Source organism: Caulobacter sp. GW822-FHT07D08 (assembly GCF_058798735.1).
Genome location: NZ_JBXAKU010000002.1, coordinates 428083 through 453202, shown reverse-complemented (window position 1 = coordinate 453202; position 25120 = coordinate 428083). Strand labels below are relative to the sequence as shown.

The window sequence follows — 25120 nt, the reverse complement described above, 5'->3', positions numbered from 1 at the left end:
GAGAACGGGCCCCGGCGCCTCGCTCAGGACCAGTTCGCCAATAGTCCACGGAGCCCGACCACGAAGGCCAGGGGCTGGTCGATCATCACGTGATGATCGGCGTCGGGCAGCGGGAGAAGCAGCACGTCCTTGGGCATTTGCGCCACCATATAGTCGAGCGTCTCCGCATGCATCAGGTTAGATCGCTCGCCCCACATCAGGGCCGCAGGACAAGCGATCTGGGGCAGAAGCTGCCCAAGATCGGGCATCCGGAAATTGTGCCAGAGATCCGGATCGAACTTCCAGGTCCAGCCGCCCTCCACCGCCTTCAGCGAGCGACGGGCGATGAAGTCGGCGATGTAGAGGTTCTCGCACGGCTGCGGCGGGGCCAGGCGAAAGCGATTCAGCCCCTCTTCCAGCGTGGCGTAGACACGGCTGCCCTGCCCGGAACGCGGCGGCGGGCCCTTCCAGCGCTTTTCCGGCGGCTGGATGCTGCTGTCGGCCATGATCGCTCCGCGCAGGCGCTCGGGATGGCGCGCGGCGCAATAGAGGGTCGGAAAGCCGCCGAAAGAGTGGCCGACCACGATCGGCTTGACGCCGCCAGCCTCGAGGCCAGCGGCGTCGACGGCGGCGAAGATTTCGGTCGCGAACAGTTCGGCGCTGTAGGCCTCGCGCCAGTCGCTCTCGCCCATGCCCGACCATGAGATCGCCGCCACCCGCCAATCCTGGGCGAAGAATGGCGCGATGAAGCTCCACCAGTCGGCGTGGGCGCCGTTGCCGTGCAGGAACAGCAGGCCCGGCTTGCCGATCTCGCCCCAGGTCAGAAGCTCGATGTTCGCGCCTTCGACGGCGATGGTCGAACGCTCCGGGGCTTGGGCGATGGCGCCCTTGAACCAGGCCGGAGCCGGCGGCGGCTCCCCGTGGAAGGGGGCCAGCAGCGAGACCGGCGAGGTTTGATCGTCAGCCATCGGCGCCTTCCGTATAGGCCAGTTCGCCCGGACGCGGCTTGCGCGGGCTCAGCGCCTTGAAGACGCCAGTACCGGTGATCAGGGTCCGGTCGCCGGCCCAGATGCGACCGCGCACGGTGAACAGCAGGTCCTCCTCGCCGATCAGCTCGCCCTCGCCCTCCACCCAGTCGCCCAGCTTGGCGCCCGAGAGGAAGTCGCACATCAGCCGCACGGTGACCCAGCTGTAGGACTTCTGCAGCGAGATGATCCGGCCCCAGGCCATGTCGGCGAAGCTCATCAGCATGCCGCCGTGGCAATTGCCCAGGCCGTTGGTGTGGTGCTCCTCGACCCGGAACGCCAGGCGCGCCTGGCCGGGGCCTTCGCTATGCTCGAACAGCGGCCCGATCTGACGGCCGAAGCCGCGAGACCAGTTCAGCTGGGAGAACCCGTCGGGGATCGCGGCGGTCTGGGCGTCTGTCAGGTCGTCGGACATGCCGTCAGGCTAACGAGCGTTTGAAAAAAGAAAAGCCTTCCGTAAGGACGAGGCCGCGACCGGCATCTAACCTCTCGAAACGGGGAGACGGATGGCCAAGGGGATGGCGAGCGACCACGACATCGACGAGGACTTCGCCGACTGGCTGGCGCCGCATCTGCCGATGCTGCACCGGACGGCGCGGGCGTTCGCCGAACCCTGCGACCAGCACGACCTGCTGCAGGAACTGACGGTGGCGCTGTGGAAGGCGCGCCCGAGCTTCCGGGAGCAGAGCGCGGCCGGCACCTTCGCGCATCGGGTGGCCCACAACGCCGCCCTCACCTGGCGGCGGGGTGAGACTCGGCGACGCCTGCGCGGCGCGTCGATCGAGGCCGAGTTGCTGATCCGCGACGCGGGCGATGATCCGCAAGGCCCGCTGCTGGAGCGGCTCTACGCGGCCATCCGCACCCTGGCGCCGGTCGAGCGCTCGCTGATCCTGCTGTCGCTGGACGGCGTGGCCTATGGCGAGATCGCCCGGCTGCACGGGCTGACGGAGAGCAATGTCGGCGCGCGACTGACCCGCCTGCGCCAACGTCTCTCGACCCAAGTGAAGGAGGACGCCGATGGACTTTGAGCGCCTCGAACAGGTCTGGCGGTCAGAGGCCAACCGCCCCTCCGAAGAGCAGCAGGCCCGACTGATGGAGGAGCTGATGAACACCCTGAAGACCCGCCGCAGGACGGAATTCCTGCTGAGCGCCGTCCCGTTCACGGCCCTGGCCGTGTTCACGCTCATCGCCGGCGCGGCCGTGCTGCGCGGCGGCGAGGACTTTCATGGCTGGGCCGGCATGGCGATGCTGGGCGTCTGCTGGATCGTGATGATCGCGGTGTTCTGGAACGGCTTGCGGGCCCGCACCCGCGACACCGGCCAGCCGATGCGCGACACCCTGGCCGGCCTCCTGGCCCGCAACCAGGCGGCGCGGCGGAACTACCACGTGTTCTGGATGATGGCCCCGGTGTTCATCCTGCCCATGTGGTTCGCCATCGAGCGCCTGCAGCGCGACGGCAAGATGGACAGCGCGGCGGGGATGCAGGCCCTGGCCCTGTGCGGCGGCGCGCTGGTGGCCAGCTTCGGCTGGAACACCCTGCGGTTCTACTGGGTGATGAAGCCCGAGCAGCGGCGGCTGGAGGCGTTGCTGGGGGAGTATGAATAACCCCAATTCCGTTCTCCCCGGCGAAGGCCGGGGCCCAGGTGGAAGAACGCTGAGCCGGGTTCCAGGAACGCCGCGCTCTTCCAATCAGCCAAAGCGTCTTGGGATCTGGGTCCCGGCCTTCGCCGGGAAGACGGAGATTTCAAACGACGGGGATTTTACAGCCCCGCCGCCGCCAGCGCCTTCGCCTGCCGCTCGGCGACGCCCGCCTCCGAGAAGCCCTCCAGCGACGCCTCGAACAGCGCCCGCCAGTTGTGGCTGGCGCCCAGGTGCAGGAAGGCCGCGCCCAGGCCGATCGCCGCGCGGTCCATGAACACGAATTCGCGCGGGATGGTGATCCCGCCCACCGCCTTCAGGGCCTGGCGCACCTTGAAGGCCTCGCGGCGGCCGTACTCGCCGGGCGGAACGTCGTCGGCGACGGTGCGGACCCGGTCGTCCAGCAGCGGGCCGTAGATGAAGCGGGCCCAGACGTTGAGTGTGTCGACCAGCTCGTCGGTCAGCCCCTGGAAGCCCCAGGTGCGATAGGCCTCGACCTGCTCGGCGCGGTCGTCGTTCGAGAGCGCGCGATAGAGCCGCACCACCCCGGCCACGAAGGTCGGCGGGAAGACACGGATGCATCCGAAATCGAGCAGGTTCAGGTGCGCCGCCTCGTCACCGCCGAAGCTGTAGTTCCCCAGGTGCGGGTCGCCATGGATGATCCCGAGATGGGTCATCGGGCTCCACCACGCCTCGAACAGCAGGGCGGCGATGCGGTCGCGGGTTTCCTGCGGGGCGCTCTTGAACGCCAGCAGGCCCTGGCCGTCCAGCCAGGTCATCGACAGCAGACGGCCGGTCGACAGCTCCGGAACCGGCGTCGGCGTGCGGATGCTCTCGCGATCGGCGAAGAACTCGCCGTACACCGACATCATCCTGGCCTCGCGCCCGTAGTCCAACTCCTCGCGCAGGCGATCGCCGATCTCGACGATCATTTCGGACGGGTCGATCGAGCCGTCCATGCGCTTGAAGATGCCGATCAGGGCGCGCAGCTGACCCAGGTCGCTTTCGACCGCGCTCTGCATGTCGGGATATTGCAGCTTCACGGCGATGGCCCGGCCGTCATGGGTCGTGGCGCGGTGCACCTGGCCCAGCGAGGCGGCGGCCGCGGCCTCGTGCTCGAAGGTCGCGAACCTGGATTGCCAGTCGGGTCCCAGCTCGGCCGCCATGCGCCGGCGCACGAACGGCCAGCCCATGGCGGGCGCGTTGGTCTGGAGCTCGGCGAACTCCTTGGCGAACTCGGGCGGCAACAGGTCCGGCACCGTGGCGAACATCTGGGCCGCCTTCATCAGCGGCCCTTTCAGCCCGCCCAGCGCCGCCTTCAGCGCCTTGGCGTTGCGAGCGTTGGCGTCGTCGCCGGCGAAGACGCGGTTGGCGCCATAGGACACGGCCGCGCCCGAGAGCCCAGCGCCCACCTTGGCGAAGCGGGAGAGCCGGCCGGAGAGGCGGTCGCGCTCCGGGTCTTTGGCGGGGTCGTTACGATCGTCAGCCATGCCGCGTCACCTCGTGCTTCGACAGGCTCAGCATGAGGTGACGGACGCACCCCGGAAGTTCTTCGCCCTCATCCTGAGCTTGTCGAAGGACGAGGGCGAACGCAGGGCGTCAGACGAGCCGTTCGAACTCGTCCACCAGCCGCTCCAGCTGCGCGCAGCCGGCCGCCCAGAACGCCTTGTCCCTGGGGTTCAACCCGAAGGGCTTCAGCGCCTCGACATAGGTGCGCGTGCCGCCCGCCGCGAGCAGATCCTCGTACAGGGGCGCGAATTTGGCCGGATCCTCGCGGCGCTTCTCCATCAGCCCGCGCACCAGGAGATCCCCGAACGCATAGGCGTAGACGTAGAACGGCGCGTGGCAGAAGTGGCTGACATAGGCCCAGTAGTGCTCGTAGCCTTCGTTCAGCTTCACGGCCGGGCCCAGGCTCTCGCCCATCACCTCGAGCCACAGACCGCCGATCTGGTCGGGCGACAGCTCGCCCTCCTGGCGGGCCTCGTGGAAGCGGCGCTCGAAGCGGTGGAAGGCGATCTGGCGGACCACCGTGTTGAGGCCGTCCTCGATCTTGCCAGCCAGCAGGCCCTTGCGGTCCTCGGGGCTCGCCTCGGCCAGCAGGCGGTCGAAGACCAGGCCCTCGCCGAAGATCGAGGCCGTCTCGGCCAGGGTCAGGGGCGTATCGGCCAGCAGGGTGCCCAGCGGCTGGCACAGGGTCTGGTGGACGGCGTGGCCCAGTTCGTGGGCCAGGGTCAGCACGTCGCGCCGCTCGCCCATATAGTTCATGAACACGAACGGATGGCGGTCGGCGGTGACCGGATGGGCGAAGGCGCCGGACTGCTTGCCCGGACGCGGACGAGCGTCGATCCACGGCCTGTCGAAGAACACCCGCGCGGCGTCGGCGAACTTCGGCGCCAGGTCCTGGAAGCTCTCCAGCACCATGCCCTTGGCTTCGTCCCAGGCGTAGGCGCGCGGGGCGGCGGCGGTCAGCGGGGCGTTGCGGTCCCAGTAGTCCAGGCTGTCGCGGCCCATGACCTTGGCCTTCAGGGCGTAGTAGCGGTGCGACAGGCGCGGATAGGCCTCGACCACCGCCTGCTCCAGGGCGTCGACCGCGTCGCCGTCGACCTCGTTGGCCAGGTGACGCGACTGAGCCGGGCTGTCGTAGCGACGCCAGCGGTCCTCGACCTGTTTCTCGAAGGCCAGGGTGTTCAGCGCCAGGGCCTGGGTCGAGGCGCGCTCTTCCAGCGCCTTGGCCAGGCCGTCGGCGGCGGCCTTGCGCCGCGCGACGTCGGGATCCGAAAGGCGGTTCAGCGTCTCGGGCAGGGTCAGGGTTTCGTCGCCGGCGGTCGCGGTCAGCTTGGCAAGGGTTTCGTCCCACAGCCGCACCCAGTTGGCGACAGCCGGGCTCTTGTCGACGATGAAGCGCTCCAGCTCCGGCGACAGCTCGTGCGGCCGCGAAAGGCGCACGCGGCGCAGCCACGGCGCCCAGCGGGCGCTCAGCGGATGAGCTTCAAGCGCCTTGGCGATCTCGCCGTCTTCCAGCTGATTCAGCTCCAGCGTGAAGAACAGGCTCTCGGCGGCGATCTGGGACGAGCGGGCCCGCAGGTCGGCCTCGAACTTGGCCCAGGCCGGGTCATCGCGGGCGACGGCGGCTTCCAGACCGGCATAGGCTCCGACGCTCCACAGGCCGTTGGTGGCCTGCTCGTAGAGCGTGATCCCGCGATCCAGCAGCACGCCCAGGCGCGCCGGCTCCTTGCGAGCCTCCAGGAACATCCCCTCCAGCGAGGCGAGTTCGTCATTGGCGGCCTTGGCGGCGGCGAGGTCGGTCTCGATCCGGGGATCGTCGCGGCCGACATAGAGATCGGCCAGGTTCCATTCGGGCGGGGTGTCGGGCTTGAAGGGCGCGTTCATGGGCTAGCAGATAGGCCTCCGCCCCCAAGGGGCGCAATGCGTCAGATCGACGGATGGCGTTTCTGGATCGCCTTGGGCGCCACGATCCGCCAGGCCCGCCGCAGAAGCCCCGCCAGTTCGTCGGTCTCGATAGCAGCAGATTGGCGTACGCACGCCCCTCCCCAGGTAAGGTCCTGTTAACGCTAAACCTTAAGCTCCGCGACATGTCTGCGAAAGCCGGTGTTTACCCGCGGCCTGTATCACTCTGAACCAACAAGAGCCTTGCTCCATGTGGGCATGGCCGGTTCTGGTGGATGTGCCCTATGACCAAAACGGTCCTAGTCGTCGATGACGACCCGACACAACGTCGGCTGATCCAGGCGGTGCTCGAGCGCGACGGGTTCGCGGTCTCGCACGCCGAAGGCGGCGACGCGGCGATCGCGCACCTGACGTCGGGCGCGCCGGCCGACGTGATCCTGCTCGACCTCGTCATGCCCGGCCTGACCGGTCAGGAGACGCTGAAGGAGATGCGCGCCCGCGGCTTCAACCAGCCCGTGATCGTGCTGACCGCCAGCGGCGGCGTCGACACCGTGGTCAAGGCCATGCAGGCCGGAGCCGCCGACTTCTTCATCAAGCCGGCCAGCCCGGAGCGGATCACCGTCTCGATCCGCAACGTCCTGTCCATGGGCGACCTCAAGGGCGAGGTCGAGCGCCTGACCAAGCGGGCCGGCGGCAAGACCACCTTCGCGGACCTGATCGGCGCCTCGCCGGTCATGACCATGGTCAAGCGCATGGGCGAGCGGGCGGCCAAGAGCGCCATCCCCGTGCTGATCACCGGCGAAAGCGGCGTCGGCAAGGAGCTGATCGCCCGCGCGGTGCACGGCTCCTCGGAGCGCGCCGGCAAGCCGTTCGTGGCCGTCAACTGCGGCGCCATTCCGGAGAACCTCGTGGAGTCGATCCTGTTCGGCCACGAGAAGGGCTCGTTCACCGGCGCCAGCGACAAGCATCTGGGCAAGTTCAAGGAAGCCGACGGCGGCACCCTGTTCCTGGACGAGGTCGGCGAACTGCCGCTGGACGTCCAGGTCAAGCTGCTGCGCGCGCTGCAGGAGGGCGAGATCGATCCGATCGGCTCAAAGCGTTCGCTGAAGGTCGACGTCCGCATCGTCTCGGCGACCAATCGCGATCTGCAGCAGGCCGTTTCGGTCGGGCATTTCCGCGAAGACCTCTACTACCGCCTGAACGTCTTCCCGCTGGAAGCCCCCAGCCTGCGCGAGCGCCGCGAGGATATCCCGGCCCTCGTCGAGGCGTTCATTCGCCGCTTCAACGTGGAAGAGGGCAAGCGCGTCATCGGCGCCTCGCCCGAGACCCTGCAGCTGCTGACCGCGTTCGACTGGCCCGGCAATGTTCGCCAGCTGGAGAACACGGTCTATCGCGCCATCGTGCTGGCCGACGCGCCTTACCTGCAGCCCTACGACTTCCCGGCCATCTCGGGGCTCGCCGCGCCAGTCGAGGCCGTCGCGACCCCGCCCGCGCCGCCGCCGGCCGCCATGCTGCAAGCCGCCCACGCGGCCATGGCCGCCCCGACGGGCGCGGCCGAGGCGCCCGTGCGCATCCTCGACGACCGCGGCCACCTGCGGACGCTGGAAGACATCGAGCGCGACCTTATTCAGCACGCCATCGACGTCTATGCCGGCCATATGAGCGAAGTCGCCCGCCGCCTCGGCATCGGCCGCTCGACCCTCTATCGCAAGGTTCGCGAGCAGGGCATCGAGGTCGACATGAAGGAGGCTGGCTGATGGCTCTGATGATCTTCCGTCCGGTCTCGCGCGAACAGCGCCTGAAGGCGCTGCTGAAGCCGGCGCGCCCGGCGGTGTCGGCGAAGCCGGCGCGCGCCTGAGGCGTTCAAGACCGAACTAATGTCCGGGAGCGGCCACGCTGAAGCTTGGCCGCTCTTCGACATTCTGGGGGGCCTCCTCGATGCGGACCCATCCCGCGCCGGACCGCCGGGCCATGCCCTCGATCTCCATCTGCTCCAGCTCGCGCCCGACCTGGGCGGGGGTCACCGGCCGGCTCCAGCGGTGATCCAGCTGACGGGCGATCTCCGCCTCGTTCAGGCCCGGCGCCTGGGTCAAGGTGATCAGGATCATGTCGCGGGTGGAGCGCCCCCGTCGGCCACGCTTGCCCGGAGCTGGCGGCGCGAACGGCGCCGGCTCGCCGGCCGACAGCCGCTCGGACATGCCGGCCTGCTTAAGGGCCTCCAGCGCCACGATGATCGCTCGTAGCTCGCCCTCGAACGGCGCCTGGGCGCGCTTCTGAGCCTCAACCATGCGGGTTTCCAACTCCGCCTTGCGGCGCAGCAGATATTGATAGGTGGTCGCCATTATCCTTGATCCACGGAGCCGTGCAGCTCGCTCGACGCCGATCCAGGCTTTCGCCCGCGTACGTCGAGGCTGGAGCCGCGACCCGCCCGCGACCCAGAACCTCACAGCGATGAGTATTTAACTCTTTACAATTATTCACATTTTCAGCCGAGACTCTTACCAAGATCTTAACGTCACTCGGTGAACAATAGTTTTTGGTAAGCCTTTGAGACAAATCTCAGGCTGTTTTTGTCATCTTTTCTCGTGACGCCGCGATCAGGGCGATGGGCGCGCCGACCATGAACAGATGCGCGCCCAGATTGTTCACGAAGGTCGACAGCACGAAGGGTCCGCCATGCGGGGCCCGCGACAGCGGCAGGACCGCATAGTTCATCACCGCATAGGTCGCCAGGCCATAGGCCAGGCCCATGACGATCGGGCGCTTGGTCAGGATCGGCAATCTCGGGCCGGCCAGCACATAGCAGGCGACCATCACCGCCATGATGCCGAAGTGGGCCGCGAGCCCTAGCGCCGCCGCCGGCGCGCCGCCGGTGAAGGCCGCCTTGCCCAGCAGGCCGCTGGCCACGCTCTGGAAGACCCGCTCCGGCGCCACGCCCTTGGTCACGCCCCAATAAACGCAGGCCTCGGTCATATCCAGGGTTCCGGCCACCGCCGTTCCCAGCAGGATGGTCAGCGCGACGTGGCGCGGCGACTTGGTGTCTGCCATGGTTTTCCTCCCGGTTTCCTGGGGAGGAAGGCTAAGCGCGAACCGCGCGTCTCCAGGCCTGGCTTGGTCGCGTCGGAATCAGTCTTCGTCGCTTTCCGGCGCGGGTTCTGGCTCGCGACCGCGCCGCGCAAAGCCCTTGCCGCGCTTCATCGGCTTGGCCTCGCCCTTGGCCTTGCGGGCGATTTCCTTGAGCTTGATGGCCTGGTTGCCCGACAGGGCCTGACCGCGCGCGCCCTTCTCGGGATCGGCGAAGGCCCGCCCATAGGTCTCGACGCGCTGGGCGACGCTGGTCAGGAACTCGCCCTCCCATTCGGAGAGTTCAACGCCCGACTTCTCGGCCGCGCGCCGGGCCCGCTTGAGGGCGTTCAGCGCGGCCTTCTTGGCCTGTGCTTTCGGATCGGGCGGCTTGGCGCGCATGTCGCGAGGACTATCCCCGACCCCGCGCGCCAAAACACTACCTAAAAAATGCGCGCCCGGTAAAAACTCAGATCTCGCCGATGGCCGAGAGGTACAGGTCGAGGATCGCGTCCTCTTCCTGGCGCTTGGCGCGGTCCTGCTTGCGCAGACGAACCACCTTCTTGAGGATCTTCACGTCGAAGCCATTGCCCTTGGCCTCGGCATAGACCTCCTTCATCTGCTCCATGATCTCGGTCTTTTCGACCTCGAGGCGCTCGACGCGGTCGATGATCGACTTCAGCTGACCCTGGGCGGTCGAGTTCAGAACGTCGGCGTGGGGAGTGGCGTCGTCGGCCATGCGGAAAGTCTCGCGAGAGGCTGGAATTGGGAGGCGCGGAACCTAGTGCGAACGCGCGCCCCTGGGAAGCGCGATTCAGCGACCTTCCACTACCTTCCTTCGACCCTGGCTCGCGCGACTTCGGCGAGAGCGGCCAGGTCGAGGTCCTTGTCCGGTCCGCCCAGCAGGGATTCCAGGCTGGCCTCGGCCAGATCGGCCAAAGGCATCGACAGGCCCTTGGCCTCGGCGGCGTCCAGCACCAGGCGCACGTCCTTGAGGCCAAGCTCGGCGGCGAAGCCCGGCGGGCTGTAACGGCGCTCGGCGATCATGGCCCCGTAGATCTTGTAGATCGGCGCTGCGAACAGGGTGCTCGACAGCATGTCCAGCAACTCGGGCGCCTCGACGCCATAGGCTTCACCCAGCGCCACGGCCTCGCCCATGCTCTCGATGGCCGAGACGATCATGAAGTTGCCGGCCAGCTTCAGGGCGTTGGCGCGGACGGGATCCTCGCCCAGCGGCCAGACCTTGGCGGCCAGCAGCTCCAGCACGGGCATGGCGGCGGCCACGGCCTCAGGCGCGCCGGCGGCCACGACGTTCAGCCCCCCGGCCTGGGCCACGGGCGGACGGCCGAACACCGGCGCGGCGACATAGCCCAGACCCAACTCGGCGTGCAGGACCGACAGCTCGGCGGCCAGGGCGGTCGAGATGGTGGCCAGGTTGATGTGGACGACGCCCTTGCGGGCCTTGGCCAGCGCGCCGCTGTCCAGCAGCACCTCACGCACGGCCTGGTCGTGGGCCAGCATGGTCAGCACGATATCGGCGGCGAAGGCCTCGTCGACGCTGGCGGCCGGGTTCGCGCCCTCGGCGGCCAGTTCGTCGACGATCGTGCGCGAGCGGTTCCACACCGTCACCTGGACGCCCTTGCCCAGCAGGTTGCGCACCATGGCCGCGCCCATGGCGCCGAGGCCGATGAAACCGACGTTCATGCGAGATCTCCCTGACTTGGGAACTAGAGCAGACCGTGCCGCTCGACGGCGGCGCGCAGCTGCGCCGGATCGGTGAAGTGGTGGGTGTGGAAGCCGATGTCCATGGCCGCCTGGATATTGGCGGCGCTGTCGTCGATGAACAGCAGGTCCGAGGCCCGCAGGCCCGTCCGCTCCAGTACGATCTCGTAGATCCGGCGGCCCGGCTTGATCACCTGCTCGTCGCCCGAGACGATCGCATCGCGGAAATGGCCGAAATGGGCCGGCGACATCGCCTGGACCGCGGGCCACTTGCTCTGGGGCATGTTGGTCAGGGCGAATTGCGGCACGTCAGCGGCCGCCAGGGCTTCGATCACGGACGCCGTTTCAGGGATCGGCCCCGACAGCATCTCGCCGAACCGCTCGTCCCAGGCCCGGATCTCGGCTTCATGCTCGGGGAAGCGCGCGATCAGCGGCGCGGCGTTCTCCGGAAAGCCGACGCCCTTGTCGTGCTCGACGTGCCAATCCAGCGTGCAGACATGCGAAAGGAACCGGTCGAGATCGGCCGGTTCCTTGAACATCTTCGCGTACAGTGCGCGGGGATCCCAGCGCACGATGACGTTGCCGACATCCCAGAGAACGGCTCTGGGAGACGACAAGGTCATTAGCCTTGCTTGGCTTTGAAGCGCGGGTCGGTCTTGTTGATGATGTAGATGACGCCCTTGCGACGCACCATCTTGCAGTCGCGGTGGCGACCCTTCAGCGACTTCAGCGAGCTGCGAACCTTCATGACCGGTCTCTGTACTTCGGCGGAGAGGTTCGGGCGCGCAGAATACGGCCAGAACTTCCGGGGTGTTTCGGAGGCGGTGCGTATAAGTGCGACGCGGACCGGAGTCAATGCGCTCGACGCCCTTTCGCCCAAATGCGCGTGGGGATTTCGCGGGAACTTCACCCGTCTGGCGCGCTTGTGATTGAAGGCTTTACTCGAACCCCGGTAGCTTCCCCCGCATGGCCATCGATCGTCGCGTCTTTCTCGTTCTCCTGCTCGCCGGTTGCGCGGACACGTCTCCACAAGGTCCGCTGACGGCGATCACCCCGCCGCAACCCGCGCCCAAGCCCCAAACTCCGGCCGCGCCGCAGCCGGTTCCGGCGACGCCCGTGCCCGCCGGCGAGCTGGCCTTCGACACCTGGCTGCGGGACTTCCGAGGCCGCGCCCTGGCCGCCGGCCTGTCGCCCGCCCTGCTGGATCGCGAGCTGGCCGGCGTGACGCCCGATCCCAAGGTCATCAGCCTGGACAGCCGCCAGCCGGAGTTCTCCAAGCCGGTGGGCGACTACATCAAGGGCGTGATCAGCGACGACCGCGTGGCGGTGGGCCGCCGCAAGCGGGAGGAGTTGGCCTACCTGCCGACCATCGAGGCCCGCTACGGCGTGCCGCGCGACATCCTGCTGGCCGTCTGGGCCATGGAATCGGCGTTTGGCCAGCTGCAGGGCAATTTCGACGTCGTCCGCTCGATGGTCAGCCTGGCCGCTGACGGCCGCCGCCGCGCCTGGGCCGAGGGCGAGCTGATCGCCGCGCTGAAGATCATCGATTCGGGCGAGGTCGCCCGGGCCCAACTGCGCGGCTCGTGGGCCGGGGCGATGGGCCAGACCCAGTTCCTCCCCTCCAGCTACCGCTCGACCGCCGTCGACTTCGACGGCGACGGCCGCCGCGACATCTGGGGTTCGGACGCCGACAGCCTGGCCTCGGCCGCCAACCTGCTGGTCAAGGGCGGCTGGAAGCCCGGCGCGGGCTGGGCCAAGGAGGTGATCCTGCCGGCCGGCTTCGACTATTCGGTGACCGAAGTCGACAAGCAGATCCCGGCCTGGTGGGAAGCGCGGGGCGTGCGCCGCGCCGACGGCCTGCCCTGGACGGCGGCCGACGCCGCCTCGCCGGCCATGCTGCTCCTGCCGGCGGGCGCGGCGGGTCCGGCCTTCCTCGCCCTGCCGAACCATTTCGCGATCCGCACCTACAACAACTCGACGTCCTACGCCCTGGGCATCGGCCTGCTGGCCGACCGCTTCGGCGGCGGCGAGGCCCCGATCACGCCCTGGCCGGTCGAGACCCCGTTGTCGATGTCGGACCGCATGGCCGCCCAGATCGCCCTGGCCCGCGTCGGCTTCAATCCAGGTCCGGCCGACGGCGTCATCGGCGCCGGCACCCGCAAGGCCCTGCGCGCCTGGCAGCAGAGCCAGCAACTGCCGGCCGACGGCTACATGTCGAACGACATGGTGAGCAGGCTGAAAGCCCAGGCCGGGATTACGCCGTAGCCACTTCCATCCAGATCGACCGGCTCTCACCGGGCTGAAGCGTCACCACGCCAGTCTCCCCTTCCCCGAACGGATTGGGGCGGCTGGCGCAGGGCTCGACGCAATAGTGGTCCTCCCCCGGCGGGACGTAGACGTGCAGCCAGCGGCAATCGGCCGAAGCGGTGACGACCGTATCCCGCTGGCCCGGCGCGCTCAGCACCGCTCGCTGGTCCCAGCCTGTGTAGCAATGGTCGATCAGCGCGTGGCCCTCGACCACGGCGCCAGCGGCCCAATCCGGTCCCCAGACGCCCGGATGGCGCACCGTCGGCAGCACGTCGGCGTCGATCATCCAGACGCCGTCATTGGCCGCCGTCAGGACCTCGCCCTCGCGACGCGGGAAATAGGGGTGGAAACCCAGGCCGGCCGGCATGGCCGCGTCGCCGGTGTTGGTCACGGTCAGCTCGATGCGCAGCCCGCTCTCGGACAGCACGAGGCGCTGCTCGGCGCGATAGGCCCACGGCCAGGCGTCCGCCGCGTGTTCATAGGAGAGCACCGCTTCACCCCCCTGCGCCTTCTCCACCGTCCAGGCGTTGCGCCAGCCCTGTCCGTGCAGGGTATGCGGATGGCCGGCCAGGTTCGGCGGCAGCACGACCTCGCGGCCTTCGAACGCGAAGCGGCCGTTCGGGATGCGGTTGCAGAACGGGACCAGCGGAAAGCTCGCCGTCAGCAGGGCGTCGGTCGCGCCAGCCGCCATCGGCCGCAGCACGTCCCGGCCGCCGATCGTGAACGCGGCGATCGCGCCGCCGACCTCCGGCGCGAGCGCCAGGCGGGCCGGGCCCCGTTCGATCACGGTCATGATGGCTCCTCCCTAGATGTTAGCGGTCTCACTGCCTTGCGCCCGGTCCCGACGCAAGTTCAACTAGAGCCATGGCCGAGACCCTCTCCGCGAAGGACGCGCGACGCATCGCGCTGGCGGCGCAGGGCTTCGGGCGACCGCGCCCGACCGCGCCGGGCAAACGCCACCTGCTCTCGACGATCGAGAACCTGGGCGTCGTGCAGATCGACTCGGTCAATGTCGTCTCGCGCTCGCACTATCTGCCGCTGTTCTCGCGCCTGGGGGCCTACGACCGGTCGCTGCTGGAGGCGATGGCCTGGGGCAAGACGCCGGACCTCGCCGAATACTGGGCGCACGAGGCCTCGCTGACGCCGCTCTCGACCCACCCCCTGCTACGCTGGCGGATGCAGGACGCCCTTGATGGCGTCGGGGTCTGGAAAAATGTCTCGGGCTTCCTGCGCAGCCACGCGGACTTCATCGACAAGGCCCTGGCCGCCGTCGCCGAGCGTGGCCCGCTGGCGGCCTCCGAACTGGAGCTGGGCGCCAAGGGCGAAGGCGGCTGGTGGGGCTGGAGTGAGGGCAAGCGGGCCATGGAATGCCTGTTCTGGACCGGCCGCCTGACCACCGCCACCCGTCGCAACAGCTTCGAGCGCGTCTATGGCCTGCCCGAGAAGGTGCTGCCCAGCGCGATCGTCGAGACCCCCACGCCCGACCGCGCCGAAGCTTGCCGCGAACTGCTGAAGATTTCGGCCCGCGCCATGGGCGTGGCCACCGAGCGGGACCTGCGCGACTACTTCCGGCTGGGCGTGACCGACGCTCGCGACGGCGTGGCCGCGCTGGTCGACGACGGGACCCTGACCCCGGTCGCCGTGAAGGGCTGGGAGCAGCCCGCCTATCTGTGGCCGCAGGCGCGGCGGCCACGTGCGGTGAAGACCGCCGCCCTGCTCTCGCCGTTCGACAACCTGATCTGGTTCCGCGAGCGCACCGAGCGGATGTTCGGCGTCCGCGTGCGGCTGGAGATCTACACCCCCGCCCACAAGCGCACCCACGGCTACTACGTCCTGCCGTTCCTGCAGGACGAGGCGATCACCGCGCGGGTCGACCTGAAGGCCGATCGCAAGGCCGGCAAGCTGCTGGTCCTGGCCGCCCACGCCGAGCCTGACGCCGATGACGAGACCGCCGACCGGCTCGCCGGGGAACTGGCGCTGATGGCGTCCTGGCTGGGACTTTCCGGCGTCGAGGTTCGCCCCACGGGCGATCTCGCCCCCAAGTTGGGTTCGATCATCCGGGTCGCCGCATGAATGCTCGCTCGACCCGAGTGTAAAGCATTGTAAAAATGCCGCCTGAAGGCGAGCAACCGGGGGCGGGGCGCGATAACAATGAATAGCTGGTCGCCTGCTCGTCACCCCACCGACATCGGGCGTCCCGCGGCGCGTTCCGCTCCCCCGCGGGACGCGCCACTTCCCAGTATAAGTGAGCGCATGAAAGTCGCCCTGCTCGACGACGACCAAAGCCATAATGCGCTTGTCGCTTCGGTTCTGGATCCTGCAGGCTTTGTCTGCACCAGCTTCACGACGCCCTCGCGCCTGTTGGCCGAGCTGCGCAAGCAGACGTTCGACCTGATCATTCTCGACTGGAACATGCCGGAGCTGTCCGGTGTCGAGACCCTGCGCCTGCTGCGCGAGGATCCGACCACCGCCCCGCCGGTGCTGCTGCTGACCAGCCGCTCGGTCGAGGCGGACCTCGTGGAAGGCCTGAACGCCGGCGCCGACGACTACATCGTCAAGCCGCTGCAGCCACAGGTGCTGCTGGCCCGCGTCAACGCCGTGGCCCGCCGCATCCACCGGCCGCCGGTCTCGCCCCAGGTCGAGCAACATGGTCCCTATCGCCTGGACCCGGGCGCCCAGACGGCCAGTTGGGCCGGCCATGTCGAGGCCCTGACGCCCAAGGAATTCCAGCTGGCGTCCCTGCTCTTCAACAACCTGTCCCGCCCCCTGTCGCGCGAGTACCTGCTCCGGCGCATCTGGGGCCAGCGGCCGGATCTGGAGACCCGCACCCTGGACGCGCACGTCTCGCGCCTGCGCGCCAAGCTGCACCTGCGGCCCACCAACGGTTTCCGACTCAGCACGGTCTACGGTTTCGGCTATCGTCTCGAGGCCTGCGATCCCGAGACGGCGGGCGGGGGAGAGTAGACATGACCAGGGCTGCCGGAGCGGGCCTCCTTTTTCTGGCGGGGCTGATGCTCGCGAGCGCGGCCAACGCCCAGACCGCCGCGCCGGAGCCGCCGGTGGCCTATGTGGTCAAGCCGGGCGACACGCTGATCGGTCTCGCCAGCCGCTACATGAACCGGCCTGGCGACTACCGGGCGGTGCAGAAGGCCAATCGCGTGACCCAGCCCACACGCCTGCGGCCGGGCTCGCAGCTGAACATCGACCCGAACCTTTTGAAGTCGACGCCGATCGCCGCCAGCCTGTCGGCGTTCACCGGCCCCGTCACCGTCGAGACCAACGGCCAGCGCACGCCGGCGCGGGTCGGCATGCCGCTGTCCGAGGGCCAGGTGATCAGCACCGGCCCCGGCGCTTTCGCCACCTTCGAGCTGGAGGACGCCTCGCGCGTCACCCTGCCGTCGAACACCCGCGTGCGGATCTCCAAGCTGCGTCAGGTGATGATCAACAATGCGCCCCAGCGGGTGTTCCAGCTGGACCAGGGCAAGAGCACGATCTCGGCGACGCCGACCCAGACGCCGGGCGCCCGGTTCGAGGTGCGCACCCCTGTCTCGGTCTCGGCCGTGCGCGGCACCGAGTTCCGGGTCGGCGCCAGCGGTGACGGAGCCCAGACGGAAGTCCTGAAAGGCGCGGTCGGGGTCGACGCCGGCCAGGTGGCGACCGGCGGACCGCCGGTGGCGGCGGGCTTCGGCGTCAGCGCCTCGGCCAGCGGCGTCGGCGCGCCCGTCGAACTGCTGCCCGGACCGAAGATGGGTCCCGGCGGCCAGACCCAGAACGAGGCGATCGTCCGCTTCACCGTCGAGCCCGTCCAGGGCGCGGCCGCCTATCGCCTGCTGCTGGCCCGCGACGCCGGCTTCATGGACGTCTTCGCCGAGGCCAGGACCCAGACCACGACCCGCGAGCGCCCGACCGCCGATTTCAGCCAGCTGGCCAACGGCACCTATTTCGTCCGCCTGACCGCGATCGACCCGGGCGGCCTGGAAGGCTTCCCGTCCGACTACAGCTTCGATCGCGACCTCAACACGCTGGAAGCCGGCGCGCCGTCCGACAGCCGCGAGGGCAAGCATCGCAAGTTCCTGTTCCGCTGGAGCGCGGCGGGCGACGGGGTGCGCAACTATCGCTTCCAGCTGTTTTCCGACGCCGAGGCCAAGGTCGCGATCGTCGACCAGCCCGGCCTGACCGAACCCCAGCTGACCCTGACCGACCTGCCGCCCGGGAGCTATTCCTGGCGCGTGGCCGCCGTGCGCTTCAAGGATGGCGCGGTGACCGAGAAGGTAGGGACGCTGCAACAGCTGCAGATCGGGAAGTGACGAACGACGCGCCCCGCGCGCCGCGCCCGAGCGGGCGGCTGCTGTCCTGGCTGCTGCTGGCCATCGTCTCCAGCCTGCTCATGGTGGTCTTCGCCGTCCTGCCGCCCAAGCGGCTGGACAACGTGCTCTACGACATCCTGGCCCGCGCCAACGGCCGGCCGGCCGATCCCTCGATCCTGATCATCGACATCGACGACCGCAGCCTGGCCCAGCTGGGCGCTTGGCCGTGGTCGCGCGAGACCCACGCCAGGATGGTCGACCGCCTGACCGAGGCCGGCGCGCGGACCATCGTCTACGATGTCCTGTTCAGCGAAGCTGGCGATCCGGCCCAGGACCAGGCGCTGGGCGAGGCCATCAAGCGCTCGGGCCGGGTCTACCTGCCGCAATTCCTGGCCGACGCGGGCGCGGACGCCCCACCGCGCGTCGTGGGCTCGGTGCCGGCCATCGCCCAGGGCGCGGCCGGCGTCGGTCTGGCCCATGTCCGCTTCGACGACGACGGCGTCGTGCGCCGCATGGCCCCGTTCGAGATCAACGGCGCCAGCCTGACTCCGGACCTGGTCACCGTCGTCCATCGCGCCACCCGCCCGGCGGGCGGGCGCGACGTCACCCGCGGCTTCGACCAGACCCTGCTGATCCCGTTCGCCGGCCCGCCGTCGATCTATCGCCACGTCAGCTTTTCCAGCGTGCTGGACGGCGAGGCGCCGCCGTCGCTGATCGCCGGCCGCACCGTGTTCGTGGGCCTGACCGCCCCGGGCCTGGGTCCCGCCTTCCCGACGCCGGTGACGCCCGACGCCGCCAGCATGACCGGCGTGCAGTTGCAGGCCAGCATCCTGGACGGCCTGCGCAGCGGCCTGATGGTCAAGCCCGCCGGCCCGTGGAGCCGCGCGGCCTTCACACTCACCCTGCTGTGGCTGCTGATGGTCGGGTTCCTGATCCTGCCGCCGCGCGCCAACCTGATGCTGACGATCGGCCTCTGCCTGGTCGGTGTGGCCTATTCGGCGGCGATGTTCTGGCTGGGCCAGGTCTGGCTGTCGCCGATCGCCACCGTGCTGGGCCTGCAGATTATCGCCCTGGTCTGGGGCTGGGGACAGCTGGGCCGGGTCAACGACCTGCTGAGCCGCGAACTTGCGCGGGTGCGTGGCATCGTGCGCGGACGCGGAACCGCTCCGGCCGACTTCGAAAGCGACGTCGTGGCGCGCCAGGCCTCGAACCTGGGCGAGGCCATCACCCGCATGGACGACCTGCGCCGCTTCTCGGCCGACGCCCTGTTCAGCCTGCCCGACGCCACCCTGGTCGCCGACGCCCACGGCCGGGTGATCGCCGCCAACGCCGCCGCCCAGGCCCTGTTCAAGCCCGGTCAGATTCAGCTGACGGGCTCGTCCCTGGCCGATCTGATCAACGCTCTGGAACCGCTGGGCCATCGCTTCGAGCTGGACTGGCCCCCCACTCCCCCCCCTTTGGCCAACGAGCGGCACGAGCCGATCGACCTGCATCTGCCCGACGGCCACGCCTTCCAGCTGCAGACCGTGTTCCGCAGGGACGAGGCCGGCGCGCCGGCCGGCTGGATCGTCCGCCTGGCCGATATCTCGATCCTCACGGCCGCCATGCGCCAACGCGAGCAGGCCCTGCAACTGCTGACCCACGACATGCGCTCGCCGCAGACCTCGATCCTGGCCCTGCTGGCCACGACGCCGGACGTCCCGCCCGAGCTGTCCGACCGCATCGCCGCCTACGCCAAGCGGACCCTGGCCCTGGCCGACGGCTTCGTGCAGCTGGCGCGGGCGGAGGTGACGCCGGTCCATCTGGAGCCAGTCGACCTGGCCGACATCGCCGTCGAGGCCATCGACGAGGTCTGGCCGCAGTCGGTGCAGCGCAAGATCCGTATCGAGCAGGTCGGCGACGACGCGCCGCTGACCGTGCTGGGCGACCGGGGCGTCCTGGCCCGCACCCTGGTCAACCTGCTGGGAAATGCCGTGAAGTACAGCCCGGAGGGCTCGACCATCACCGTCAGCCTCTCGGAGCAACCTTCGGCCAGCGGCCCGACCGCCAATGTCTCCATCGCCGACCAGGGGCCGGGCTTCTCGCGCGAGGAGGCGGCCACCGCTTTTAGGCCCTTCCAGCGGTTCGAGCGGCCGGGTCACGACTTCACGGTCAATGGCGCGGGCCTGGGCCTGGCCTTCGTGCAGGCCGCCGTCGCCCGCCACGGCGGCGAGGTTTCGTGCCGCAGCGCGCCGGGCGTCGGGGCGGAGTTCACCGTCCGCCTGCCGCGCCACACCGTCGGGCTGGCGAACTAGCTGTCGGAGCCTAGCCCTTGGTGGAAGGCCGCAGGGCCGCGACCAGCAGGTCGGCCACGGCCGCCGGCTCGCCTTTGCGCACCCGGATGGAGGACCAGGCGACGGTCTTGCCCGTACCGGCCTCGACCACCGCCAGGGTGACGGTGCGGGCCGGACCCTTGCCCTGCCACGGTCGCCACCAGGGACGGCGCTCGGCAGGACTGCGCCAGGCCTTGTCGTCCAGAGTCCCGGCGGCGCTGGAGACCCCGACGCTCAAAGGCGCCACCGCCACGCCGACCTGGACGAGGTAGGCGGGCTTGCCGCCGCCGCTTCCGCCCAGGGCGTCGATCGCCCGCGCCTGGACCGCCTTGGCGAAGGCCGCGTCGGCGCCGTCGGCCGAGCTGGAATAGGGGGCCAGACCCTTCAACCCGGTGACGTCCCCCTGTCCCATGGCGCGAGGCGAGGCGCAGGCGGCAAGCAGCGTCAGACAGGCTCCGACCAGCAAAAAGCCGCGTGCGCGCATGGTCGTTCGCCCCAGGTGGTCCAGCTAAAAGATGATAACGCCGCGCGCGCCGAAGGTCACGCGAGCCAGGCGCTCAGGGCGCACCAGGCCAGGATGATCATCGCCCAGCTCAGCACCGCCAGGCCCACGGCCACCACGAACCGGCCGGGGCGAAGGCGACGCGGTCGGAATCGGTGGCCGACGGTCGCGACCGTCGGCGCCATCACGCTGGACCGTTCCATGTTCCGCGCTCCCCAATCGCGTTTTTTCAACTTAGACGACAAGAGTTCGACGCCGACCAGGGACCACGTCTCTGATTTTACAATGGATTACATTGCCGACGTCGGCCGCATGCGGACGATCGCCTTGAAGCGACGCAAAAACTGATCGTTCCTTTCAAGTTTTCTTCGAGCCGAAGGCGCAAGGTGACGGGGTCTCGCAAGGACAAGGCCCGCCCCTCCCCCAAGCAGGGCCTGACATCGCCGCCCTTCTCCCCCCGTTCAGCGGAGGAGGGCGGTCCCCACTTCACGCGGAGATTTCGATGCGCGCTAAGACGGCGCCGCCTCACGCCGTCCGCGCCGCGACATTTCGCCACATAAGTCCAGGCATCGCCACCGTTCGTCGAGGACGCCGCCATTCAGGCGGCGAGACTTGACCATGAAAAGCCGCCGTTATTTGAACTTTCGCGGGTCTTTGGACCATCGACAGCCTCGCGCCCGCTCCGCGTCTGACTTGAGGATCGGTCGCAACAAACGATCGTCTTTCCGCCAAAAAGATGGATAGTGCTGCGCCGTGACGGGGCGGTTTTTGGCGGACGTGGGTGATCTTTTGGGCGTGACGAGCTCGGACAAGGCCACTCTGCTGGGCCTGTACGAGGAAAAGCGCGCCAATCTGGTGCGTTTCTTCTCCGCGCGCCTGGGCTCCCGCGCCGAGGCCGAGGACCTGGTCCAGGACCTCTACATCCGCATCAGCGGCATGGAGTCGATCGGCCCGGTCGACAATCCGTCGGCCCTGCTGCACCGGATCGGCTCGAACCTGATGCTGGACCGCCTGCGCAGCCAGAAGCGGTCGGGGACGCGCGACAGCGACTGGCGCAGCGTCAACACCACCGTGGTCGCCGGCCACGAGATCGCCGACGAGCCCACCGCCGACGAGGTGGTCGCCGGCCGCCAGCGGCTGAAGGCCTTGGTCGAGGCTGTCGAGGATCTGCCTGAAAAGACCCGTCAAGCTTTCCAGTTGCACAAGCTGGAGGGTCACAGTCACATGGAAACCGCCCGACGCATGGGCATCAGCGTCAGTACGGTGGAAAAGCACATTAGCGCCGCCCTAAAGACCCTGACGAGGCGGCTCCGGTGATTTATGCAAGTTCGCATGGGGGACGGGTCTCGTCGGCGCCGTCAGTTTTTAAGGGGATGATGGATCCTCGTCGGAGCACCACCGGATGAGCCGGTCAGCGCAACACCTGCAAGAGGCGGCCGATTGGCTGACCCGATTGCAGCGGCCGGAGGTCGAAGAGACCGACTGGCTGGCGTTTGACGCCTGGCTCGACGAGCCCGGTGCGCGGGAGGCGTATGACGCCATCCAGGCCGTCGACGAGGAGATCTTCCAGCGAGGCGCGGCCGTCCGGGGGGAATTGGCCGAGCCGAAGCGCGCCGCGGCGAAGCGTGTGTTCTCGATCGACTGGCGTTGGCTGGGTGGTCTGGGCGCCGCAGGCGCCGCGGCGGCCGTCGCCTTGGTCGTCGCGCCATGGAGCGAGCTCCTGCCCGCCTCCGACACGCTCTACACCACGGCCAAGGGCGAGAACCGCGCCATCGCGCTGGCCGACGGCAGCCACATCGACCTGAACACCGACTCGCATCTGTCCGTCCGCCTCGAGAAGGACGCCCGCCGCGTCACCGTCCATGACGGCCAGGCCCTGTTCGACGTGGCGCACGACGCCGCCCGCCCGTTTCTGATCACCGCCGGCGACGAGACCGTGCGCGTGGTCGGCACCAAGTTCGACGTCCGCCGCCGCGACGGCCAGCTCACGGTCACCGTGCTGCGCGGCCTGGTCGAGGTCTCGACCGATGGTGACGACACCCCCGTGCGGCTGCGCCCGGGCCAGATGCTGGAACATGTCGAGGGCGCTGCCGGCGTCAGCGTGCGCGGCGTCGCGGCCGAGGACCAGGTGGGCTGGCGCTCGGGCCGGCTGATCTATCGCAACGAGCCGCTGACGCGGATCGTCGGCGACATGAACCACTATTTCGACCGGCCGCTTCGCCTTGAAGGTGAAAACACCGCCAACCTTCGGTTCTCCGGCGTATTGATCGTGGATGGTCAGGATGCGATGGTCCGTCGCCTGACCAGCCTCATGCCGATTTCGGCGACGCCGAGCGATGATTCGATTGTCCTGCGCGGAAGGCCGTCCGCTCCCAACTGACGTTCTTGACCGGGTCCGACCCTGAATCGGGCTTCGCTACTGCTCGCCGCCAGTCTTCTGGGTCTGGGCGCCAGCGCGCATGAAGCCGCCGCGGCGGAATCGCGCGTCCGCCTAGACATCCGCAAGGCCACCGCCGCCGAAACCCTGATCGAGCTGGGCGTCCGCATGGGTACGACCATCGGAGGCGTCGAAGCCTGCAAGGGTCCAGGCGTCCCGCTGATCGGAACCTTCAGCCTGCGCGAGGCCCTGGATCGCGTCAGCCTGGGCAAGGGCTGCGCCTACAGCTTCGTCGACGCCCGCACGGTTCGCTTCTGGGTCGCTCGCCCGTCCCCGCCGGCGCCGCGCCCCGTGGTCGCCGGCCGGCCGGCCGTCGTCGCGCCAGAGCCGATCGCGCCCCTGACCCCGCTGGTCATCAACGCCGGCAAGCGCTCGCCGCGCCTCGGAGCCCTGGCCGGCGGCGTCAGCGTCATCGGCTCGCCGCAGCTGCAGGACACCGGGGTCGGCGAAACCGGCTCGGTGGCCCGCCAGACGGCCGGCTTCATGACCACCAACCTGGGCGCGGCGCGCAACAAGATCCTGCTGCGCGGTCTGTCGGACGGCACTTTCACGGGCCGCACCCAGTCGACGGTCGGCACCTATCTCGACGACATCCCCGTCAACTACAACGCCCCCGACCCGGACCTGCGGCTGATCGATGTCGCTCGGGTCGAGGTGATGCGCGGTCCGCAGGGGGCGCTCTACGGCGGCGGCTCGCTGTCGGGCATCTATCGTGTCGTCACCCGCCAGCCGGAGCTGGGACGCTATTCAGCCTCGGTCGGCTCGACCATCGCCACCACCGAATCCGGCTCGAACAGCTATCGCGCCGAGGGCGTGATCAACGCGCCGCTCGGCCAGATCTCCGCGATAAGGGCGGTCGCCTACTACGACGTCGACGGCGGCTATCTCGACGACGTCAATCTGCGCCTGTCCAACGTCGACAGGACCCTACGCCGCGGCGGCCGCGTGGCTTGGCGCGCGGACCTCGGGGATTGGCGGATCAAGCTGGGCACGGCGCTGCAGAGCGTCTCGTCCAAGGATACCCAGTACGTCACCCTGACGCCGGGCGGCCCGCGCCGCGCCAACCAGATGCGCGAGATCCACCGCAACCGCCTGTCCCAGACCTCCGTCAAGATTAGCGGCTCGGGCGACTGGGGCCAGTTCGAGTCGGTGACCGGCTATGTCACCCACCGCTACGCCAGCCGCTACGACGCCACCGTCTCGCTCAAGCAGTTCTCGAAGGAGGCGCTCGAGCTCGGCTTCTATGACGAAGCCGCGCGCGTGCGCATGGCGGTTGAGGACATGATCTACACCGCGCCCGCCCTGGGCCGGCTGCGCTGGATGATCGGCGGCTTCCTGGCCACCAGTATCGAGGACGGCGACGCCAATCTGCGCGCCCGCGCGGGCAATGTCACCCGCAGCTTCTACGACGAAAACCGCAAGGACCGGCTGAACGAGTACGCCCTCTATGGCGAGGCGACCTACGACCTGGGCGGCGACTGGAAGGTCGCGCTGGGTGGGCGGGCGTTCAAGACCACGGTCCACACCCGCTCCTACGTCCTGGCGCCGCCGCCAGGCCAGTCGCGCGACCTCGACCGCGAGGCCTCATTCAACGGCTTCTCGCCGAAGATCTCGATCCAGCGCGACTTGGCGCGCGGCGGCATGATCTACGCCCTGAGCTCGGAGGGCTATCGCGCCGGCGGCTTCAACTCAGGGGGCCTGACAACGCCGTCCGAGGCGAGGCGAGTGTTCCATCCCGACCATCTGCGCAACTATGAGGTCGGCGCGACGCTGAGTCCGCTCGACGGCCGGGTGAACCTGCGGGCGGCGCTGTTCTATGATGACTGGCGCGATATCCAGACCGACCAGTATTTCGCGTCAGGCCTGTCCTACACCGCCAATATCGGCGACGGTCGCAACCGGGGCCTGGAGATCGAGGCGGGCTGGAAGGCGACGCCGCGCCTGACCCTGAAGGCCAACGCTCTGTTCAACGAGCCGAAGCTGACCCGTATCGCGCCCGGCTATGGCATCACCAACACCGCCAGCCTGCCCGGCGTGCCGGACGTCTCGTTCGGCAGCCTGGTGACCTATCAGCGCCCCATCGCCGGCGCCACACTGATGCTGACGGCCGAGACAGGCTATATCGGCGAGTCTCGCCTGACCTTCGACCCGCGCTTCTCGCCGACCATGGGCGGCTACTACACCGGCAAGCTGTCGGCCCAAGTGATGACCGACCGCTGGCGCGCGGCCGCGTTCGTCAGCAATCCCTGGAACAGCTCCAGCGACACCTTCGCCTACGGCAACCCGTTCAGCTTCGGCCAGGTCCGCCAGGTGACGCCGCAGCGTCCGAGGACGTGGAGCCTGGCCCTGTCGGCCAACTTCTAGTCATCCCGACGCCCCAGGCCGCGCCGGTAGTTTGTTGCAAAGCTTACATATTTGTC

General features: G+C 68.9%; 26 protein-coding genes. 12 read left to right on the top strand and 14 right to left on the bottom strand.

The genetic code is table 11. The annotated features are described in order from the left end of the window. Positions 1-23: 23 nt before the first annotated feature. Together AC1RJ9_RS05985 and AC1RJ9_RS05980 are read right to left on the bottom strand one after the other, a co-directional pair. Positions 24-947, bottom strand: coding sequence for an alpha/beta fold hydrolase (locus tag AC1RJ9_RS05985; protein WP_492836826.1), 924 nt, complete (start codon positions 945-947; stop codon positions 24-26). Beyond that, a complete protein-coding gene (locus AC1RJ9_RS05980) occupies positions 940-1419 on the bottom strand; it encodes a PaaI family thioesterase (RefSeq protein ID WP_492836825.1) in 480 nt (159 codons plus the stop codon). The genes AC1RJ9_RS05985 and AC1RJ9_RS05980 overlap by 8 nt, the downstream gene beginning before the upstream one ends. A gap of 103 nt (positions 1420-1522) precedes the next feature. Here AC1RJ9_RS05980 and AC1RJ9_RS05975 point away from each other — a divergent pair, with 103 nt between their 5' ends. Continuing rightward, positions 1523-2032: an RNA polymerase sigma factor gene (locus AC1RJ9_RS05975; RefSeq protein ID WP_492836927.1), complete on the top strand. Its 510-nt coding sequence runs from the start codon at positions 1523-1525 to the stop codon at positions 2030-2032. Next, positions 2022-2609: a hypothetical protein gene (locus tag AC1RJ9_RS05970; protein ID WP_492836824.1), complete on the top strand. Its 588-nt coding sequence runs from the start codon at positions 2022-2024 to the stop codon at positions 2607-2609. Before AC1RJ9_RS05975 ends, AC1RJ9_RS05970 begins: the two co-directional genes overlap by 11 nt. Before the next feature lie 155 nt (positions 2610-2764). On the opposite strand, the gene AC1RJ9_RS05965 is transcribed toward AC1RJ9_RS05970, so the two are convergent. Together AC1RJ9_RS05965 and AC1RJ9_RS05960 are read right to left on the bottom strand one after the other, a co-directional pair. Next, a complete protein-coding gene (locus AC1RJ9_RS05965; protein ID WP_492836823.1) occupies positions 2765-4132 on the bottom strand; it encodes an ABC1 kinase family protein in 1368 nt (455 codons plus the stop codon). A 109-nt stretch (positions 4133-4241) separates the two neighbouring features. Beyond that, complete coding sequence (locus AC1RJ9_RS05960; RefSeq protein ID WP_492836822.1) at positions 4242-6032, bottom strand: M3 family oligoendopeptidase; 1791 nt, start codon at positions 6030-6032, stop codon at positions 4242-4244. A 302-nt stretch (positions 6033-6334) separates the two neighbouring features. Here AC1RJ9_RS05960 and AC1RJ9_RS05955 point away from each other — a divergent pair, with 302 nt between their 5' ends. Next, the gene (locus tag AC1RJ9_RS05955) at positions 6335-7807 is read left to right on the top strand and encodes a sigma-54-dependent transcriptional regulator (RefSeq protein WP_492836821.1); all 1473 of its coding nucleotides are present in this window, start codon (positions 6335-6337) and stop codon (positions 7805-7807) included. Next, the gene (locus AC1RJ9_RS05950; RefSeq protein ID WP_492836820.1) at positions 7807-7908 is read left to right on the top strand and encodes a hypothetical protein; all 102 of its coding nucleotides are present in this window, start codon (positions 7807-7809) and stop codon (positions 7906-7908) included. The genes AC1RJ9_RS05955 and AC1RJ9_RS05950 overlap by 1 nt, the downstream gene beginning before the upstream one ends. Positions 7909-7924: 16 nt before the next feature. Here the strand turns inward: AC1RJ9_RS05950 and AC1RJ9_RS05945 are convergent, their stop codons facing one another. The 7 genes from AC1RJ9_RS05945 to ykgO form a co-directional block, all read right to left on the bottom strand. After that, the gene (locus AC1RJ9_RS05945) at positions 7925-8392 is read right to left on the bottom strand and encodes a hypothetical protein (protein WP_492836819.1); all 468 of its coding nucleotides are present in this window, start codon (positions 8390-8392) and stop codon (positions 7925-7927) included. Positions 8393-8609: 217 nt separating this feature from the next. Then, positions 8610-9098 carry a hypothetical protein gene (locus tag AC1RJ9_RS05940; protein ID WP_492836818.1) on the bottom strand — a complete coding sequence of 163 codons (489 nt, stop codon included), beginning with the start codon at positions 9096-9098 and terminating at the stop codon, positions 8610-8612. Positions 9099-9176: 78 nt separating this feature from the next. Then, complete coding sequence (locus AC1RJ9_RS05935; RefSeq protein WP_492836817.1) at positions 9177-9515, bottom strand: hypothetical protein; 339 nt, start codon at positions 9513-9515, stop codon at positions 9177-9179. A gap of 67 nt (positions 9516-9582) precedes the next feature. Then, on the bottom strand, positions 9583-9852 hold the full coding sequence (gene gapR / locus AC1RJ9_RS05930; protein WP_099581374.1) for a nucleoid-associated protein GapR: 270 nt from the start codon (positions 9850-9852) through the stop codon (positions 9583-9585). Between the two features lie 89 nt (positions 9853-9941). After that, a complete protein-coding gene (locus tag AC1RJ9_RS05925; RefSeq protein WP_492836816.1) occupies positions 9942-10817 on the bottom strand; it encodes an NAD(P)-dependent oxidoreductase in 876 nt (291 codons plus the stop codon). Positions 10818-10840: 23 nt separating this feature from the next. Continuing rightward, positions 10841-11458 carry an HAD family hydrolase gene (locus AC1RJ9_RS05920; protein ID WP_492836815.1) on the bottom strand — a complete coding sequence of 206 codons (618 nt, stop codon included), beginning with the start codon at positions 11456-11458 and terminating at the stop codon, positions 10841-10843. Continuing rightward, positions 11458-11583: a type B 50S ribosomal protein L36 gene (gene ykgO, locus AC1RJ9_RS05915; protein WP_004616427.1), complete on the bottom strand. Its 126-nt coding sequence runs from the start codon at positions 11581-11583 to the stop codon at positions 11458-11460. The genes AC1RJ9_RS05920 and ykgO overlap by 1 nt, the downstream gene beginning before the upstream one ends. A gap of 218 nt (positions 11584-11801) precedes the next feature. Between ykgO and AC1RJ9_RS05910 the strand changes: the two genes are divergently transcribed. Continuing rightward, positions 11802-13100: a lytic murein transglycosylase gene (locus tag AC1RJ9_RS05910; protein ID WP_492836814.1), complete on the top strand. Its 1299-nt coding sequence runs from the start codon at positions 11802-11804 to the stop codon at positions 13098-13100. Here AC1RJ9_RS05910 and AC1RJ9_RS05905 read toward each other — a convergent pair. Then, entirely contained in the window at positions 13090-13935 is an 846-nt protein-coding gene (locus AC1RJ9_RS05905; RefSeq protein ID WP_492836813.1) for an aldose 1-epimerase, read from the bottom strand. The genes AC1RJ9_RS05910 and AC1RJ9_RS05905 overlap by 11 nt on opposite strands. Positions 13936-14006: 71 nt before the next feature. On the opposite strand from AC1RJ9_RS05905, the gene AC1RJ9_RS05900 reads away from it, so the two are divergent. From AC1RJ9_RS05900 to AC1RJ9_RS05885, 4 genes are all read left to right on the top strand, one after another. Continuing rightward, positions 14007-15215 (top strand): winged helix-turn-helix domain-containing protein, encoded by a 1209-nt coding sequence (locus AC1RJ9_RS05900; protein WP_492836812.1) that lies wholly within the window; start codon positions 14007-14009, stop codon positions 15213-15215. Between the two features lie 78 nt (positions 15216-15293). After that, positions 15294-16106: a response regulator transcription factor gene (locus AC1RJ9_RS05895; protein WP_492836811.1), complete on the top strand. Its 813-nt coding sequence runs from the start codon at positions 15294-15296 to the stop codon at positions 16104-16106. After that, on the top strand, positions 16073-17449 hold the full coding sequence (locus AC1RJ9_RS05890; RefSeq protein ID WP_492836926.1) for a FecR domain-containing protein: 1377 nt from the start codon (positions 16073-16075) through the stop codon (positions 17447-17449). The genes AC1RJ9_RS05895 and AC1RJ9_RS05890 overlap by 34 nt, the downstream gene beginning before the upstream one ends. Next, on the top strand, positions 17446-19743 hold the full coding sequence (locus tag AC1RJ9_RS05885) for a CHASE2 domain-containing protein (protein WP_492836810.1): 2298 nt from the start codon (positions 17446-17448) through the stop codon (positions 19741-19743). The genes AC1RJ9_RS05890 and AC1RJ9_RS05885 overlap by 4 nt, the downstream gene beginning before the upstream one ends. 10 nt (positions 19744-19753) lie before the next feature. On the opposite strand, the gene AC1RJ9_RS05880 is transcribed toward AC1RJ9_RS05885, so the two are convergent. Then, positions 19754-20245, bottom strand: a complete 492-nt coding sequence (locus tag AC1RJ9_RS05880; RefSeq protein ID WP_492836809.1) for a hypothetical protein — start codon at positions 20243-20245, stop codon at positions 19754-19756. 56 nt (positions 20246-20301) lie between these two features. Continuing rightward, a complete protein-coding gene (locus AC1RJ9_RS05875) occupies positions 20302-20466 on the bottom strand; it encodes a hypothetical protein (RefSeq protein ID WP_492836808.1) in 165 nt (54 codons plus the stop codon). Positions 20467-21058: 592 nt separating this feature from the next. Between AC1RJ9_RS05875 and AC1RJ9_RS05870 the strand changes: the two genes are divergently transcribed. The 3 genes from AC1RJ9_RS05870 to AC1RJ9_RS05860 all read left to right on the top strand — a co-directional run bounded on the left by AC1RJ9_RS05870 (position 21059) and on the right by AC1RJ9_RS05860 (position 25064). Beyond that, entirely contained in the window at positions 21059-21580 is a 522-nt protein-coding gene (locus AC1RJ9_RS05870; protein WP_492836807.1) for an RNA polymerase sigma factor, read from the top strand. An 85-nt stretch (positions 21581-21665) separates the two neighbouring features. Beyond that, positions 21666-22643 carry a FecR family protein gene (locus tag AC1RJ9_RS05865; RefSeq protein WP_492836806.1) on the top strand — a complete coding sequence of 326 codons (978 nt, stop codon included), beginning with the start codon at positions 21666-21668 and terminating at the stop codon, positions 22641-22643. Positions 22644-22808: 165 nt separating this feature from the next. Next, positions 22809-25064, top strand: a complete 2256-nt coding sequence (locus tag AC1RJ9_RS05860) for a TonB-dependent receptor (RefSeq protein ID WP_492836805.1) — start codon at positions 22809-22811, stop codon at positions 25062-25064. Positions 25065-25120: the final 56 nt, after the last annotated feature.

What these genes read in the sequence shown, in the direction of transcription:
- AC1RJ9_RS05970 (WP_492836824.1), top strand. Translation starts at nt 2,022, where the DNA reads ATGGACTTTGAGCGCCTCGAACAGGTCTGGCGGTCAGAGGCCAACCGC.
- AC1RJ9_RS05940 (WP_492836818.1), bottom strand. Translation starts at nt 9,098, where the DNA reads ATGGCAGACACCAAGTCGCCGCGCCACGTCGCGCTGACCATCCTGCTG.
- AC1RJ9_RS05955 (WP_492836821.1), top strand. Translation starts at nt 6,335, where the DNA reads ATGACCAAAACGGTCCTAGTCGTCGATGACGACCCGACACAACGTCGG.
- AC1RJ9_RS05960 (WP_492836822.1), bottom strand. Translation starts at nt 6,032, where the DNA reads ATGAACGCGCCCTTCAAGCCCGACACCCCGCCCGAATGGAACCTGGCC.
- AC1RJ9_RS05860 (WP_492836805.1), top strand. Translation starts at nt 22,809, where the DNA reads ATGGGTACGACCATCGGAGGCGTCGAAGCCTGCAAGGGTCCAGGCGTC.
- AC1RJ9_RS05875 (WP_492836808.1), bottom strand. Translation starts at nt 20,466, where the DNA reads ATGGAACGGTCCAGCGTGATGGCGCCGACGGTCGCGACCGTCGGCCAC.
- AC1RJ9_RS05965 (WP_492836823.1), bottom strand. Translation starts at nt 4,132, where the DNA reads ATGGCTGACGATCGTAACGACCCCGCCAAAGACCCGGAGCGCGACCGC.
- AC1RJ9_RS05925 (WP_492836816.1), bottom strand. Translation starts at nt 10,817, where the DNA reads ATGAACGTCGGTTTCATCGGCCTCGGCGCCATGGGCGCGGCCATGGTG.
- AC1RJ9_RS05900 (WP_492836812.1), top strand. Translation starts at nt 14,007, where the DNA reads ATGGCCGAGACCCTCTCCGCGAAGGACGCGCGACGCATCGCGCTGGCG.
- AC1RJ9_RS05920 (WP_492836815.1), bottom strand. Translation starts at nt 11,458, where the DNA reads ATGACCTTGTCGTCTCCCAGAGCCGTTCTCTGGGATGTCGGCAACGTC.
- AC1RJ9_RS05975 (WP_492836927.1), top strand. Translation starts at nt 1,523, where the DNA reads ATGGCGAGCGACCACGACATCGACGAGGACTTCGCCGACTGGCTGGCG.
- AC1RJ9_RS05935 (WP_492836817.1), bottom strand. Translation starts at nt 9,515, where the DNA reads ATGCGCGCCAAGCCGCCCGATCCGAAAGCACAGGCCAAGAAGGCCGCG.
- AC1RJ9_RS05945 (WP_492836819.1), bottom strand. Translation starts at nt 8,392, where the DNA reads ATGGCGACCACCTATCAATATCTGCTGCGCCGCAAGGCGGAGTTGGAA.
- gapR (WP_099581374.1), bottom strand. Translation starts at nt 9,852, where the DNA reads ATGGCCGACGACGCCACTCCCCACGCCGACGTTCTGAACTCGACCGCC.
- AC1RJ9_RS05980 (WP_492836825.1), bottom strand. Translation starts at nt 1,419, where the DNA reads ATGTCCGACGACCTGACAGACGCCCAGACCGCCGCGATCCCCGACGGG.
- ykgO (WP_004616427.1), bottom strand. Translation starts at nt 11,583, where the DNA reads ATGAAGGTTCGCAGCTCGCTGAAGTCGCTGAAGGGTCGCCACCGCGAC.
- AC1RJ9_RS05985 (WP_492836826.1), bottom strand. Translation starts at nt 947, where the DNA reads ATGGCTGACGATCAAACCTCGCCGGTCTCGCTGCTGGCCCCCTTCCAC.
- AC1RJ9_RS05895 (WP_492836811.1), top strand. Translation starts at nt 15,294, where the DNA reads ATGAATAGCTGGTCGCCTGCTCGTCACCCCACCGACATCGGGCGTCCC.
- AC1RJ9_RS05905 (WP_492836813.1), bottom strand. Translation starts at nt 13,935, where the DNA reads ATGACCGTGATCGAACGGGGCCCGGCCCGCCTGGCGCTCGCGCCGGAG.
- AC1RJ9_RS05950 (WP_492836820.1), top strand. Translation starts at nt 7,807, where the DNA reads ATGGCTCTGATGATCTTCCGTCCGGTCTCGCGCGAACAGCGCCTGAAG.
- AC1RJ9_RS05880 (WP_492836809.1), bottom strand. Translation starts at nt 20,245, where the DNA reads ATGCGCGCACGCGGCTTTTTGCTGGTCGGAGCCTGTCTGACGCTGCTT.
- AC1RJ9_RS05865 (WP_492836806.1), top strand. Translation starts at nt 21,666, where the DNA reads ATGAGCCGGTCAGCGCAACACCTGCAAGAGGCGGCCGATTGGCTGACC.
- AC1RJ9_RS05910 (WP_492836814.1), top strand. Translation starts at nt 11,802, where the DNA reads ATGGCCATCGATCGTCGCGTCTTTCTCGTTCTCCTGCTCGCCGGTTGC.